Below are 14,601 nucleotides of genomic sequence, written 5' to 3' on the forward strand. Positions count from 1 at the left end.
AGTATCTCTATGGATATTTACAAATATATAACATTGTCAGCTATCGAATTTAAAAATTCTTGGTCATGTGAAACAATGAATATTATTTTCTTATCGCTTTTACATTCGTTGATCAGATGGGATATGTTCATCATATTGCAATAATCCATTCCACTAGTAGGCTCATCAAAAAACATAAGTTTAGATTTTTTACATAGTACAGATGCAATTGCTACCCTTTGCTTTTGTCCACCTGACAAGCTCATTGGATGACGATCTTTTGATTCATATAAATCAAGTTTTTTCAGAATATTTTCAACATAACTACTTTCAATATTTTTTATTCCAAGACCTACTTCACTTGCAATAGAATCGGTAAAAAGCTGATGGTTAACATCCTGCATTACAAGGGATGATATTTTTAGCCTATCTGATTTTGAAAGTCTTTTGCCGTCCAAATAGATTTCATCCTTCGATTTTCTTTCTAAGCCTATAAGGCATCTGAGCAAAGTGGATTTACCAAGTCCGTTTGTTCCTACTATGCCGTAAATTTTTCCCATTTCAAAAGAGAGGTCTTTTAAATGCAATTTTTTATCTATGCCATTAAACTTAAATTCAATGTTTTTTACTTCTAAATTTCCCTTATTTTCATTTTCGGGTACTGTAAGTTTTACTCTATTCTTATTTCTTAAACCTAACTTCTTTAGCTTTTCAGACGGTATTTTCATAAAATCTATTTGAGTATATTCCTTTTGTATTTCCCCATCTTTAATCAAAAAAACTCTATCTACAATATCCATTAGATAAAATATTCTATGTTCTGAGATTATAAGAGTTTTCCCCTTATCTTTAAGTTTTATAAGCATTTCTTTTATGATTAAAATGTTTTCTTCATCAAGATTTGATGAAGGCTCATCTAAAACAATGATTTCCGTTCCAGATATATAACTTGCAGCAATACATAAAATCTGCTTTTCTCCACCCGAAAGCTTAAAAATATCTCTATTTAAAAGATGTTCTATCGGAAACAAATCCAACATATCATTTAGTCTTTCATCCATTTGTTTTTTTGAAAGTCCTATATTCTCCAAATAGAGAAGTAATTCAAGAGTAGTATTTATATTGAAAAAGTGTGTCTTTGGATTTTGAAATACATTTGATACTAAGAGCGATATTTCGTATAATTCGAGGTTTTTAATATCTTTATTATCAATCCTGATGGTTCCACCCATAGAAGCTCCATCATATCGTACAGCTAACCCATTGATAGAATTTATAATTGAAGATTTTCCGCTACCACTTTTCCCAGTAAATAATACACATTCGCCTTTTTTTACATCTAAAGAAATGTTTTTTAACACTTTAGGAGAATTTCCATAAGATAGAGATAAATTTTCAATTTCTACCATAAAGCTCCTCCTATAACCATAATCAGTATTGAAAGCACATAAACAAAATCAACTGTTTTCGTTTTGACGGATATGTACCTAGTTTTTTTAACAGGATTTTCAATACATTTTGTTTCTGCTGCCTTTGCAATATCATCAGAAATATTAGAAGATATAACAAGTAAAGGCACAATTACATACTCGATGTATGAAATTGGATTTTTAAATGTAATACCCCTTATTTTCATAGCAAGTTTTATATTGTGACTTTCTTCCCTAAATGAAGGAAAAAACCTAAACATTACAGCAATTGGTATAGAAACAGTACGAGGTAAATTCATTTTATCCATTGAGGATATTACACTTCCTACATCCGATGTTTTTAAAAAAAAACTTCCCGCACTAAATGGAAGATAAAACATCTTACATACAGCAAATAGCATAAAAAACATCATTAAAATCGCATTCATATTTCTAATTACATCAAGATTAGGTATCAAAGAAAGAACCCCAAAAAATGATATGTTTTTTAAGGCTTCTTTCTTAAATCCATTCATTAAAAAAAGAAATGAAATAAGAAGCACAATTCCCCATTCAAAATAGGTATTTACTTTATAAAATACAGCAAATCCAAGTGAAAAACTTACTAAAATTTTACTAATTGGATTGGGATTATATGGATTGTCTAAAGAAACGAGCATTATACAATACCAGCTTTTTCGAAATGCTTTTTCAAAAAGACTTTACCAATATATGCGCCGAGTATCCCGCCGACAACAGCACCGATATATACTAATACCATACTTCGATAATTCAAAAGTGCTATGAGCTTCATTATATAATCGTGACCCATACCGCCTGTTTCAGCCAGTTTAATAACCTTGTCTTTAGCCAACAAAACTTGCATAAGGAAACCACAAATCCAAGTGTTGAATACGGCAAATGAGAGCATATTAAATTTAAATGATTTATATTCTCCTTTTTTTCTTAAAAGTTCCGCAATTGCCATACTGATTACAGCATGTATCAATATTACATATGTATTTCCCATTGCAATTGCTACAAGACTACAAATCAACCCAAGTATAAATAATCCCCATGATTTTTGAACTTTTGCCATAAAGAGCATTATAACTATTCCTGTTATAATGCCTGCCAGTGTAGGGTATGCCAAGTATAAAATCGGTACAATACCAATCATTCCCGAAGCAAACATAAGTACAAAATATATTACTGTAAATACACCTATCGTAACTAAATCTTTAATTCTTAATTTTTCCATTTTTATATTTTCCTTCTAAATAAGTTTTCACTGAATATTTGATTTTCTAAGCATTGCTTTATAAAATTCCGAGCTTTTACAAAGTTCTTCATCTGTCCCTATCGCTTCTATTTTTCCGGCATTTAATAAAACGATTTTGTTTGCATTTCTTATTGTTCTTAATCTATGAGCAATAACAATTGCCGTTTTTTCTTTTATAAGTTCAGATAAAGCCTCTTGAATTAGACTTTCATTTTCAACATCCAGAGATGCTGTAGCCTCATCAAGCAATATGATTGGTGCGTCTTTTAGTATTGCCCTTGCTATTGAGATTCTTTGTCTTTCTCCGCCTGAAAGTCTTTGTCCGTTTTCACCTATTACTGTATCTATTCCATCCGGCATTTTGTCTATAAATTCATAACATCTAGCTATTTTAGCCGCTCTTATAATCTCTTCATCTGTAGCATCTTTTTTACCGATTTTTATATTATCTTTTATGCTTGAATTAAAAAGAGTAACATCTTGGAAAACGATAGAGAAATTTTTAAGGAGTGTTTCCGGATCAATTTTACCGATGTCCTCTCCCCCTATCAAAATCTTTCCTTTATCTATATCCCAAAATCTTGCAGCAAGCTTGGTGAGAGTTGTTTTTCCGCTTCCGCTTGAACCGATTAGCGCAGTGATTTCACCCTGTTTTGCAGTAAAGCTCACACAATTTATTACAGAATAATCATCATATCCAAAATAAACATCCTTGAACTCAATATCGTAATTTTTAATTTCAATATCTTTTTTGCCTTCTTGAACAGGCATGGTCTTTATTTCCTTTATTCTCCCTACAACCGCATCAAGAATAACTATCATTGACATAAAGGTGATTATTCCTTCTATAGTAAGATAAATACTTGCTGTAAGCATTAAAAATGCGATATAAACCAGCACACTTACCTCCCCTGCCATAAGCATGTTGACGCCGATAACGGCAACACTTATAATTCCAAGCTTTAAAATTGCAGCAGCTATTCCTGTAAGTGTTCCGGCAACAACTTCACCTTTCGTTTTCTGTTTTGTGGATGCATTTAATTTTTCAAAAAAATCATTTAACACCCTATCTTCTAAGTTGTAAGATTTTATTTGCTCTATCTGCTCTATATTTTCCTGTAGATTATCGAAAACCTTACGATTATCATCTATCCAGCCCTGTACTATTTTTTTCTGACTTTTCTTTGATAAAAATATAATCAAAATAGAAATGGGAATTACCCAAAGGGCTGCAAGTGCAAGTTTCCAATTATAGAAGATAAGCATTAAAGCAATAATACTTGTGGATATAGCCGTTGAATATATCTGAGGTACAGCATGAGAGAAAATTGTTTCATATAAGTTCATGTCATTCATCATGGTTTCCGCAAGGTCTGCCAAATCTCTTTTACCAAAATAAGAAAGAGGTAATTTCTTTAACCTTTCCGCTAACTCAATTCTTGAATTTGCACTCTCGTTGTACACATTGGTGTAAAGTCTTACATAATCCCACCTCGCTATTAAGAACATCACAATCATCATTACTACAATTAGTGCAATATAATGAACAGAAGTAAAATTGTAGCTCTCAATACTTTTTAAAATGCCTATATACTGAAACAGAAACATAAAACCGATCATTGGTGCGAACAATTTAGTTAAATTAACAAGCGTGTGTGAAAATATGGCTTTTTTTAAGTTAAGAGCGCCTTTTTCTGACATCGCATATTTTTTCATAAAATAAGAAACCATATTTTAACCTCCTATCTTCCAATTTACGGATTTCTGATATTCATCCCAAAGCTTTTTATAATGCCCATTTATATCTATTAAATCTGCATGCTTGCCTTCTTCTACAATTTTCCCTTTATCAATAACGAGAATCTTGTCCGCATCTATTACTGTAGATAATCTATGAGCAATCATCAATGTTGTCTTGCTTTTTGATAGCTTCTTAAAAGACTCTTGAATCAAATGTTCATTTTCAGGATCTGCAAAGGCTGTAGCTTCATCTAAAATGATAATATCTGCATCTTTCAAAAAAGCTCTCGCTATAGAAATCCTTTGAGCTTCTCCTCCTGAAAAATATGTGCCTTTAGTTCCGTAAACAGTATCAAGTCCTTTATCTAAATTTTCAATAATATCTTTAGACCCTGAATTGATTAAGGCATTGTCAATTTCTTCATTAGTTGCATCAGGCTTTCCGATTAAAAGATTATCTCTTAAACTCATTTTAAATAGTTTAGAGTTTTGAAAAACAAAAGCAATTTTTCTCATTAAAGCCTCTTTTTCAAAATCTTTTATATTAATTCCTCCAATATAAATTTCACCTGTTTTAATATCGTAAAATCGTGCAGCAAGCCTTGCTATAGTAGTTTTACCACTGCCTGACGATCCGACTAAAGCAACTCGTTCTCCTTTATTCACCTTAAATGAAATATCGTCTAATACATTTTCATCTTCATAAGAAAAGCTTACATTTTTAAACTCTATCCCAACATCAGAACTTGTTTTATTTCCATAAACAAAATCATCAAACTCAAGTATATTCTCAATTTTATCTAAAGCAAGTTCCGCAAAATAACTGGATTGTGTAATCGTCGCAGTTCTCATAATAAAAGTAGCAAATGCCGGTCCTATTAGGAAGTAAATAACAGAATCTGCAACTACATTAGATAAGTTTCCATTAAATTTTATTAAGAGTAATGCCACAGGTACCAAGAAAAATGCCGTCGATGTAGAAACGGTTTCAAACCACGACATTTTATTCGTATAACTCATAGTAAGCTTAAGTACATTGTCTTTTACTTTTATGATTAACGAATATAACTTATCAAAGCTCTCAACACTTTGTGCAAATGTTTTAACAACAGGAATTCCTCGAACATATTCCACTGTCTGAGAAGATAAATTGGAAAGTCCTGCATAATACTCATCTTTCATTTTTTTTGTTTCGGCTGTCATCATAGATGACATCAATGTCATACCGATAATCATCGGTATCATACTGGCAAGTCCTAACTTCCAGTTAAACACGAAGAAAAATACAAGCAGGACGATTGGCGATATAATGGTCATCGCCATATCAGGAAGTTGATGCGCTAAAAAAGAATGGGTTTCAGACGCTCCGGACACAATTACATTTCTTATCCTTCCGCTTTCTTTGTCATCGAAATACCCAAGCGGTTTGTTTATTAGTTTTGTTACGGAAGTCTTAATAATGTTATCTTCCACTTCAAATGCAAAAATATGGGATAAAATTAAACCTATTAGGTATATGAATAGCCCCAGACCGGCAAAGACTGCTGCATAAATTGAATTTTCCTTTACATAATCAAAATTCACCATCCCATTTAAAATTAAGTTATTTACAATTCTATGAATATATACCATAGGCATCAAAACCATGACACCTGATACAGCAGACATAACCATAGCAATATAGAGTAAAAAACTTTTTTTACCACCGTAAGGCATTAGTCTTTTCAGTATTGATTTCTTCTTATTCTTCACTGAACAATTCCTCCTTTTTCTTAAAATTAGCAAACCCTATAAATAGCCTTTTTAGACTGATTATAGAGTCTTGTTTTCAAACTTTTTTGCAATACGCAAAGTTTTTCTTGTTTTTATTTACTGTTTATTATATAATAAATGAGGATTTCAATCAATTAGATATGGTTAAATAAGTCTATTCGGGATAATGTCTATTCGGGATAAAATATAAAGCACGGAGGTATAATATGAGTGATTTTTATAACTTTGTTAAAAACTTTTTTTCTACAGATGAATCTATCGATAATACAAAATACTCCACTGTAGGACATGAATTCCGTTTTAGCACGGATAATGCAGAAGGCATATATTGGTTTTACGAGGGCGATAATTTCACTATTGATATTCATGATGTTTTCATAAAAAAAGAAATTATCCATACAAGTTTTTCTGGTTTGGATAATTTCTATTCCCTTTATTTATCTTATTTAGTTACAGCAAACGGTGAATGTTTTAATCCTTATCAAAATCTTTCTTCAAATTCACTTTATATTATAAATACAAAAAATTCTAAAGACTATAGGATTATACTTCACAAAAACTCTCCTTATTTAGGAATCGGTATAAATTTCAATCAGTCCATGATAGAGCAATGCCTGTCCTCTTATAAGAATAAAGTCTGTAACTATGAAGATTTATTTTTTAATACCAGCATTATAATAAACAAGCCTTTAGAAAGAATCGCAAAAGATATCCTTAATTGCAAGATGGCATCTCCTGCTGCTGAAATCTTTTTTGAGTCAAAGGCAAAGGAATGGTTAAGTATTACAATAGACTCTTTTTTAAATAAGTACAGCAATCCACTATCTATTGCCGATGATGAGGCTTTGAAAAATGTCGCCAATTATATAGACGATCATTATGCAACATCTATCTCACAGGATACTTTAGAAAAAATATCCACTATGAGCGGCACAAAACTAAAAAAGTTATTTAAGCAAAAATATCAATGTACAATTACAGAATATACTCAAAGACGGAGAATGAATATGGCGGAATTACTCCTACTGAACTCTACCCTTAAAATTCAAGATATAGCAGAGGCTGTAGGATATTCCTCTCACAGTAAATTTAGTACATGCTTCAAAAAATATAAGGGATTTTATCCCAAAGACATAAAAAAATATGCGAAAAATAATCTTTCTGATTAAATACATAAGGATTTAACTTTGGGGACGGTTGAGTTAGACCTTATTGGAAAATGTTAAAGTCATAATTGGTAAACCTAAATAAATTATATGTTTAGGTCTTGTTATTATCTTGTAAAATCAGTAAAGTAGCTAATTCTACTATTTTTAGGGAGTTAGTCACAAAGAAAATCAAACAGTTAGACTGACTGTTTGAGTATGAAAAAAGCAGATAAAAAATCCCTTGAGTAAATAACTTAGGGGATTTTAAAGGTTGGGATAGGGTATTGAAAAGCTCGTACAAAGTATAATAAAAATCCCCACCAAATTTTGAAAATCTATTGAAATGTATTGAAGTTTATTAGCAGAATACATAAGTGGAAAGCTTGATTTTAATACATTTAGAAGATTATTGAAAAAGAAAAATCACACTTTCATTCTTATTAAAATCTTTATAACTGTATTTTGAATGATTTTCCCCAATCAAGCATCCCTCTCTCTTATAAAATATATACATTCAGTTGTATGAAATGTAATATTGTTCTTATCAGACTTGAAACTTTTACTAATCCAACTATTTATCTTACACATTTAGTTTAAACCTATAGTATCCTATTTTCTTAATATTCTACAGTGTAACACTGCATTTATATTATAACGCTAATATGTTCAGAAAAGAAATACTTTGTAAGTCAATGTCTGTTATAACGGAAATTGTTAGAGATGTCTATCATAACAGAAATTGAGATAATGTCCATAACATCCCTGAAGATAAATTATGTAATCACAAACTATTTCATATCCAATCTAGTGTAGGTTGTTTGGAGCATATCATCAACAAAAAAAGAACGAGCCAAAACTGCGTTCTCCTTATAATGATAAAAATATGTTTTATACCACAAAAGATATGTAAACTAATCTTTTAAATAATAAAAAAGTTCCGACGTTTGTAAATGTTTTGAGTAAATTGAAATTACTTTTTGACCTTCTGGAAATACTGTCTTTCTCTTCAAATCTAATAAAGATTGAGGAACAATTTTCCTTGATGTCTCTTTCAATGTTAATGCTAGTATCTGTTTTCTTGTACGTAGAGCATAATCAAACTCCAAATACAAATAACGTCCTGAACCAGTTAGATGAACATGCTTTCCCAATAACTCCTCAATAGATCCTAAAACTTGTAACTTTTGCATCGTGGTTCCATCATTTTTTATTTTCAACTCATCAATTATGACATGTCTATTTAAACAATCGTCAAAGAAACTGCCTGCACCTTTTCGGTAATCAACACCACATAGGTGCATGAAATTAGTAGGTGAAAAATGAAGTTCAACACTTTCTATTTCCGTTTCATAATACATGATTTTGCCAACAAAGTGTTCTTTAAAAAAAGAAGCCGCAATTTGTAACTGAGTAAAAAAACGCTGAAGTTTTATTTTTTCGGTGTAATTTGGATTACGATAATCTCTAGAATTTGCCATATTTCCCTCACAAAAAAGGTGGTTTACAGAGTCTGTAAGCCACCTAGTCAGTCGGTTTATTCTGGTGTCTGCCACCGCTTGGCCCTTACGTCCAAGATTGCTATCGGATTTCGTTCTGGTGTCCGCCACCGCTTGGCCCTTACGTCCAAGATTGCTATCGGATTTCGTTCTGGTGTCCGCCACCGCTTGGCCCTTACGTCCAAGATTACTATCAGATTGACCATGAGCCGACCACTCATCTACACTATTTATTCTACCTGAAAATTGTTAAAATTTCAAGTATCAACTTCTTTATTTCGTCGTATAGGCAAAACTGATGGCACTATCTGCTTGCGAGATTTTTCTAAAGGTATAGTTAGGGTTACCACCATAGTTTGTCTCTGACACGAGGAAAGAACCATCATCATAGACCTTCTCTACAAAGGCCACATGACCATAGTCTGCTGGTGTGCCATGTGTACCTCCTACAAAAGAAACAATAGCACCTGCTCTTGGTGTAGAGCCTGTTTCCCCACCAAGACTTGAAGCTGTCGCAACCCAGTCCTGACCATTTCCCATGGTATTAATGATTGAAATCTTCTCTCCATTTCTACCTTTTAGCTTTAATCCTAACTGGTTCATACGAGCCGCAACACCCCATGTACATTGTCCATAGGCATAGGCCATACCATCTCCACCACCAGGAACAGAATGATCATACAAGTCCCCACGAACACCTTCAAGGGATTGCGGGTCACTCTTTGCTTGTCCTCCGTTTGTTTGGCTAAATCCTTTTTCAATTTGGTAATACCATTCCGTTGCTCTGGTTTGTCTTTCCAGTAGTTTGTCACCAGAATTTCCCTCCCAATAAGTGAGAAAGAGTTGGGCAAGATTGGCTGCACTGCCCGTATTTCCAAAGAAATCCTTTAACCAACTTTGATAGTAAGGGCTATCCCCATGAAGCATAAAATCAAGTTGTAGGTCTAAATCATACCACTTCTTATTTTGGCTGCGTGCATAATTTAATAAAGCTGTATGACGTGTTGAACCATCTGCAGTATCTGTCCATTGACCTAACCCCAAACCTCTATGAAGGATATTAGGATAAGCACCACTATAAATGGCTGGACCTCCAATCGCTAACCACGCTTCATCATCCCATGAGGAATCGGTAGCGCCAACAGGAGGAGATAAATAATCCCCTTCAGCACGTTTAGGATTAATAGAAGACTCTACCGACCAATTTCCTAAAATTGCCGCAATGGCTTGGGGACTTGCCCCTTGAGATTTCAAAAACTCATAAATATGTTTTGCTCGTTCAAACTCATCCCCACCAAACTGACCAATGGCAGGTAAGATAGTAGTCTGAAGTTGAATGACTTTTGGGAAATAAAATTGCGGATTGACATACACCAATTTTTCTTTCTTATTCTTATACTTTTGGTAGGAAACTTTCAAACCTGTATCATCTGGTGTTTCACCTATAACATCACCCGTTAGAACTCTTGTCCCCTCAATCGCACGGCCATTATGAATGGAATATAAGGTTAAGCGACTCTCATTCTCTCCTTTTCCGTTAGTGAGAATAACATTATCTCCGTCTAGAGATACAACACCATCCATTGGTGCGACAATCCTTTGGTGAGCCTTCGCTTCTAGTAGAATGTACTCCTGAAGGCTAGGTTTGCCGTCTAAATCATAGTATCCATAACGATAAGTCATGGTTAAACTATCTTCGTTACTTTTCCCCTCAAATGGATTGTCCAATTCCTGCATGGAAGCATACACACCCTCTTCTTTTAGTTCCTTTATTTCCTCTTGATCGTCTTTCGATAGTTTATACTTAGGAGTTTCATAGAGGTCTTGCATGGATTTCAAATCTTCCCCATCGTTTAAATCATGCCACAAAGTAGATAGATAATCCTTGTAAGTTTCTGAACTAAATAAGTGAACTGTTTTATGTAACTCATAGTCATGGAATTTAAAGTTCATATACCCCATCACATCATCTACTTTTGTGTAATAGGTAATTCCTTTTTCATTTGTACGAGTATGTTCTGCGTCTTCCCAAGTTAGGTGGGTATAAGCTTTTGTTAATTCAAATTCATCTTGTTGAATCAAACTAGCAGATGAAAATCCTAAAAAGAAGCTCATTATAAGTAAAAGAAGAAAGACTATTCCTCCAACTATCCAGGTTACAGGATTTCCAGCCGCAAATGTAAAGAAGGAAAAGGCTGCTTTTAGTTTTTGATAGATACTTCGGACACTTGTAAGACCTTGTTTCTTTAATTTTCGAAACCGATTTTTAAAGGAACTTGGGTTATCTTTCGCTAGTTTCCATCCTTTTCCGGCCTTAAAATGATGATATCGCTCTTTTGTGTTGGTCAGTCTTTTTTTGGTAAAACGACCTGTTGCTTGTCCTGTTTTGACACTAGCTTTCCCAATGTTACAAGAAAGCCGACTGTAGCGTTTTCCTTTTCTGATAGTCTCTTGAAGCGTGCGATAGCCTTCTAAATCTTCATTTTCTGAAGCTAACTCTCCCCCTTCACGTCCAAAGACATAGAGAAAGGTTTTGGCTTTCCTACTGACTTTTTTGGACTTATAGGCTTGTTTAGTAGATTTTAGATTCTCTTTTGCGGCCTTGACTTCTTTCTTAGCTTTTAATTCTTCTAAACTCTTCCCTTGAAAGAAAAAATTAGATTGTTGTTTCGATTCCTGACCATAAAGAAATTTTTGATTGGTTTTTCTTTCTTTACGACTCTCCTTTCTTTCTTCTTTTGCTTGTACCTTGGCTTCTCTAAATTGCTCCTTGGCTATTTTCAATCGTTTCCTAGCATGAGGCAATCGTCTGTCTCTTAATTCTTTTCGATTCAACAGAGATGGAGGACTATTTTGAAGAATATGATTGTAGTCTTCATTTGCTTGTTTTACTCTAGCCTTTGAAGCTTCTCTCATCTCCTCTAGCTTTTGCTTTATCTCTTTTTTCCATGCTTTTTCATCCAGTACAGCGGAATCTTTTTTCTGTTTCTTCACCTCCTTCTTTCCTTGTTTCAAGAATTTCTTCTCATCTTTTAGAATTCTTCTAAATGCCTTTCGGGCACGTATGATTTCTCTTTTATCCTTCATTTACCTTCCCCTTAATTAGAAGCCATTTTATCAGGATCCGTACTCATGATATCAAACAATTGTGTACCTTGAGGAATCTTATTTTTAAAGGGAACAACAACGGAACCAGCTTTTATCAGTCCTGCCCCTTTTTCTGGATTGACTAGGTATTTTTCGAGTTCTTTTGACAAGCCTAAGAGTTGAACCAGTTCTTCTCGGTCATTTTTCGCTTGCTTGAGGAGAATCATAAATTCACTATTAGCAATAATTCGTCTACCATTTGGATCTAACAATAAGGTTTCGACATTTTGGGTTATCCCAGTCGGACTGGCTCCATATTTTCTGACACGACTCCACAATTTAAAGAAGAAATCACTGGCATATTTATCTAATAAAAGAAGTTGCATTTCATCAAAATAAATCCAGGTCTTCTTCCCTAATTTTTGGTTCCGAACGACACGATTCCATATCTGATCAAAAACAACCATAAGGGCGATTTGTTTCAGCTCATCTCCTAACTTCTTAACGTTATAAATCAAGAAATTAGATCCTGTCTGAATATTGGTCTTATGAGAAAAAATATCCAGAGAACCTTCGACATACAGTTCCATATCAAGTGCCAAATTCTGCGCTTCTTCTTCTGGTTGTTGGCTCAAGACAAAGACCCATTCTTCCAAAGAAGGCTCTTTAAATGACTGATAGGTGAGTCTGGTGACTCGGTCGATAATCGATTTTTCTCTGCCATCCATTTTTCTATCCAATAACTTGCCGATAAAGGATAAAAGAAATTCTGATTTTACCTTTACAGGATCTTCATCCATATTTTCCTCAGACAAGTCAAGGACATTGAGATAAGTTTGGGAATCTGGCGCAATATCAATCATTTCTCCACCGAAAGCTCGTCCAATGACACTGTATTCTGCTTCTGGATCCACGATGATAATTTCAGTATTTTCACCAGATTCCTTGATTTTGGTCGTGATAATTTCATGCTTGGTTGCCATCCCTTTCCCAGCTCCTGATGTTCCTAAAATCAGACCAGACGGTGTATTTAATAGGCTTCGATCAATAGTAATAATATTGCTTGAGATTTGATTGATACCGTAATATTTCCCACTACGGTCTTGTAAATCTACTGAAGTCCAAGGTGAGTTCACTGCTATATTGGACGTTAATAAACTCCGTGATACTCCCTCTAAAAAATCACAACCAAATGGTAGCAAACTATTAAAGGCTGCTTCTTGCATATATGGTAGTTTATCAATCATTAGGTCATTTGAGCCTGCCACTTGTTGGATCGTGTCTAGGGCTTGTTTGAGTTCTTCTTCATTCTGGCCAAAGACCCCAATCATAAAGACCGTTTGAAATAGTTTATCTCCTGTCTCGGTCATGGTTTTTAAAAGTTCTTCAGCTTCATCGATATTGCTTTCTAGAACATGGCCTACTTTTTCCAAATAGATACCTGTACGAGCTAATTTTTGTTGTTCCCCAATCTTTTGGGATTCCATCAAGGTCTTCTTTGTTCGTAGTTTCTTCATGGCATCCGCCTTGGTCGAACTTTGAGCATGGAGGCTTACAATCAATTCCAAATCTCCTTGCATGAGGTCTCGAATAAACTGATCACCTAATTCCATGCCGTAGTCTCTCACATAGACAATCTGCAATAATCGGTCATTGATTTGTAGGTAATTCTTGTTTTTAAAATCCAAGAGATTAGGCGCTATGAAGTGACGAGTTGTCTGACCAGATCTCGTTAAATCACGGTAAGAAAAAGGAAGATGGTGTTCTCCTCTTAGCATATCCGCCAACAAGTTGACACGCTCTTCTCCAGCCAAGGATTCAAATCGAGCATCAATTTCTGAGAAACCACTCTTGAAATATTCTCCTATTTGGGACAGGGAACGATAGGCTTGTTTGGGGTTAGAATCCTTTCTACCAAAGGTAATCAGTTTCACAGCTGAAAAGTTATTTTCACCACTGTCTAAATTCCGATTCATCATTCGATTCAATTCTTTACGATAGGTATCGTACCCATCTTCTTTTTCCTCATACAAAACACTTTGTCTAAACTTTTCTAAATTCAATCTTTTATTAAAGATAGTCAATTGGAAGTTGGTTTGGTCATCTAGGGAGTTAATCAAATCAGAATACTTCTCAATGATAGCGCCCTTATCTTCTAAACCAACAGTTTGATAATTGACATCCCCAAGTAAGTAGCTTTGTGAGAAATAATCTTCTTTTACCTGCATTAGACCATTTTGATACAGGGCTTGATAGGCAAGGCTATTCGCTGTAGAGGGTAACACTTCCTCTTTTTTACCTTTAACTTCTTCCTTTTTATTAGTCATTGAAGTTTTTTGTTTCTTTAATGTATTTGATTTTCTTTTCATATTCAGGTCCTTTCTTTCCTGTAATTGTGCGTAGGGGAACCGTTAATTCAAAATGAAGACGGTATTTCAAATAATGTTCAAAATATAAATCATTGGGTTTATAGACTCCAAAAAGCATGAGGGGAATGGTAAAAGCAAACACAAAACCGTAAACAAACCAATCTCCAAATTGCCAGAAAAAGAGATTCAAACCTAAAACAATAATTGTGACAATAAAGGCTGGTAGGACAAAGATGATTTGCCTTGTAGTGAAGCCTAACCAAGCCCTATGTTGGTATTTTGAGATGTCTTTAAAGACTCGTGTATTCATGACTTTCC

General features: G+C 34.0%; 11 protein-coding genes. 2 read left to right on the forward strand and 9 right to left on the reverse strand.

The window, feature by feature from the left end; genetic code table 11:
- Positions 1-17 precede the first annotated feature (17 nt).
- Genes ACT17O_RS05770 through ACT17O_RS05790 form a run of 5 tightly spaced genes read right to left on the reverse strand, consistent with a single transcriptional unit; the run spans position 18 to position 6,162 of the window.
- The gene (locus tag ACT17O_RS05770; protein ID WP_048773348.1) at positions 18-1,388 is read right to left on the reverse strand and encodes an ABC transporter ATP-binding protein; all 1,371 of its coding nucleotides are present in this window, start codon (positions 1,386-1,388) and stop codon (positions 18-20) included.
- The gene (locus ACT17O_RS05775; RefSeq protein WP_164496838.1) at positions 1,382-2,071 is read right to left on the reverse strand and encodes an energy-coupling factor transporter transmembrane component T; all 690 of its coding nucleotides are present in this window, start codon (positions 2,069-2,071) and stop codon (positions 1,382-1,384) included. The genes ACT17O_RS05770 and ACT17O_RS05775 overlap by 7 nt, the downstream gene beginning before the upstream one ends.
- Positions 2,068-2,655 carry an MptD family putative ECF transporter S component gene (locus tag ACT17O_RS05780; RefSeq protein WP_049489415.1) on the reverse strand — a complete coding sequence of 196 codons (588 nt, stop codon included), beginning with the start codon at positions 2,653-2,655 and terminating at the stop codon, positions 2,068-2,070. The genes ACT17O_RS05775 and ACT17O_RS05780 overlap by 4 nt, the downstream gene beginning before the upstream one ends.
- Positions 2,656-2,676: 21 nt before the next feature.
- Positions 2,677-4,401, reverse strand: coding sequence for an ABC transporter ATP-binding protein (locus ACT17O_RS05785; protein ID WP_125397712.1), 1,725 nt, complete (start codon positions 4,399-4,401; stop codon positions 2,677-2,679).
- 3 nt (positions 4,402-4,404) lie between these two features.
- Complete coding sequence (locus tag ACT17O_RS05790; protein WP_048768034.1) at positions 4,405-6,162, reverse strand: ABC transporter ATP-binding protein; 1,758 nt, start codon at positions 6,160-6,162, stop codon at positions 4,405-4,407.
- Positions 6,163-6,389: 227 nt separating this feature from the next.
- Between ACT17O_RS05790 and ACT17O_RS05795 the strand changes: the two genes are divergently transcribed.
- Positions 6,390-7,352, forward strand: coding sequence for a helix-turn-helix domain-containing protein (locus ACT17O_RS05795; protein ID WP_048768037.1), 963 nt, complete (start codon positions 6,390-6,392; stop codon positions 7,350-7,352).
- 890 nt (positions 7,353-8,242) lie between these two features.
- On the opposite strand, the gene ACT17O_RS05800 is transcribed toward ACT17O_RS05795, so the two are convergent.
- Positions 8,243-8,809: a PBECR4 domain-containing protein gene (locus ACT17O_RS05800; RefSeq protein WP_048768039.1), complete on the reverse strand. Its 567-nt coding sequence runs from the start codon at positions 8,807-8,809 to the stop codon at positions 8,243-8,245.
- An 18-nt stretch (positions 8,810-8,827) separates the two neighbouring features.
- On the opposite strand from ACT17O_RS05800, the gene ACT17O_RS05805 reads away from it, so the two are divergent.
- On the forward strand, positions 8,828-9,070 hold the full coding sequence (locus ACT17O_RS05805; protein ID WP_444817217.1) for a hypothetical protein: 243 nt from the start codon (positions 8,828-8,830) through the stop codon (positions 9,068-9,070).
- A 30-nt stretch (positions 9,071-9,100) separates the two neighbouring features.
- On the opposite strand, the gene ACT17O_RS05810 is transcribed toward ACT17O_RS05805, so the two are convergent.
- From ACT17O_RS05810 to ACT17O_RS05820, 3 genes are read right to left on the reverse strand one after another with little or no spacing between them, the layout of a single operon-like run.
- Positions 9,101-11,914 carry a phage tail tip lysozyme gene (locus ACT17O_RS05810; RefSeq protein ID WP_444817218.1) on the reverse strand — a complete coding sequence of 938 codons (2,814 nt, stop codon included), beginning with the start codon at positions 11,912-11,914 and terminating at the stop codon, positions 9,101-9,103.
- An 11-nt stretch (positions 11,915-11,925) separates the two neighbouring features.
- A complete protein-coding gene (locus ACT17O_RS05815) occupies positions 11,926-14,283 on the reverse strand; it encodes a VirB4-like conjugal transfer ATPase, CD1110 family (protein ID WP_444817219.1) in 2,358 nt (785 codons plus the stop codon).
- Complete coding sequence (locus tag ACT17O_RS05820; RefSeq protein ID WP_437195556.1) at positions 14,234-14,593, reverse strand: PrgI family protein; 360 nt, start codon at positions 14,591-14,593, stop codon at positions 14,234-14,236. The genes ACT17O_RS05815 and ACT17O_RS05820 overlap by 50 nt, the downstream gene beginning before the upstream one ends.
- Positions 14,594-14,601 lie beyond the last annotated feature (8 nt).

Source organism: Streptococcus sp. HJ1, from assembly GCF_052399005.1.
Taxonomy (GTDB): Bacteria; Bacillota; Bacilli; order Lactobacillales; family Streptococcaceae; genus Streptococcus.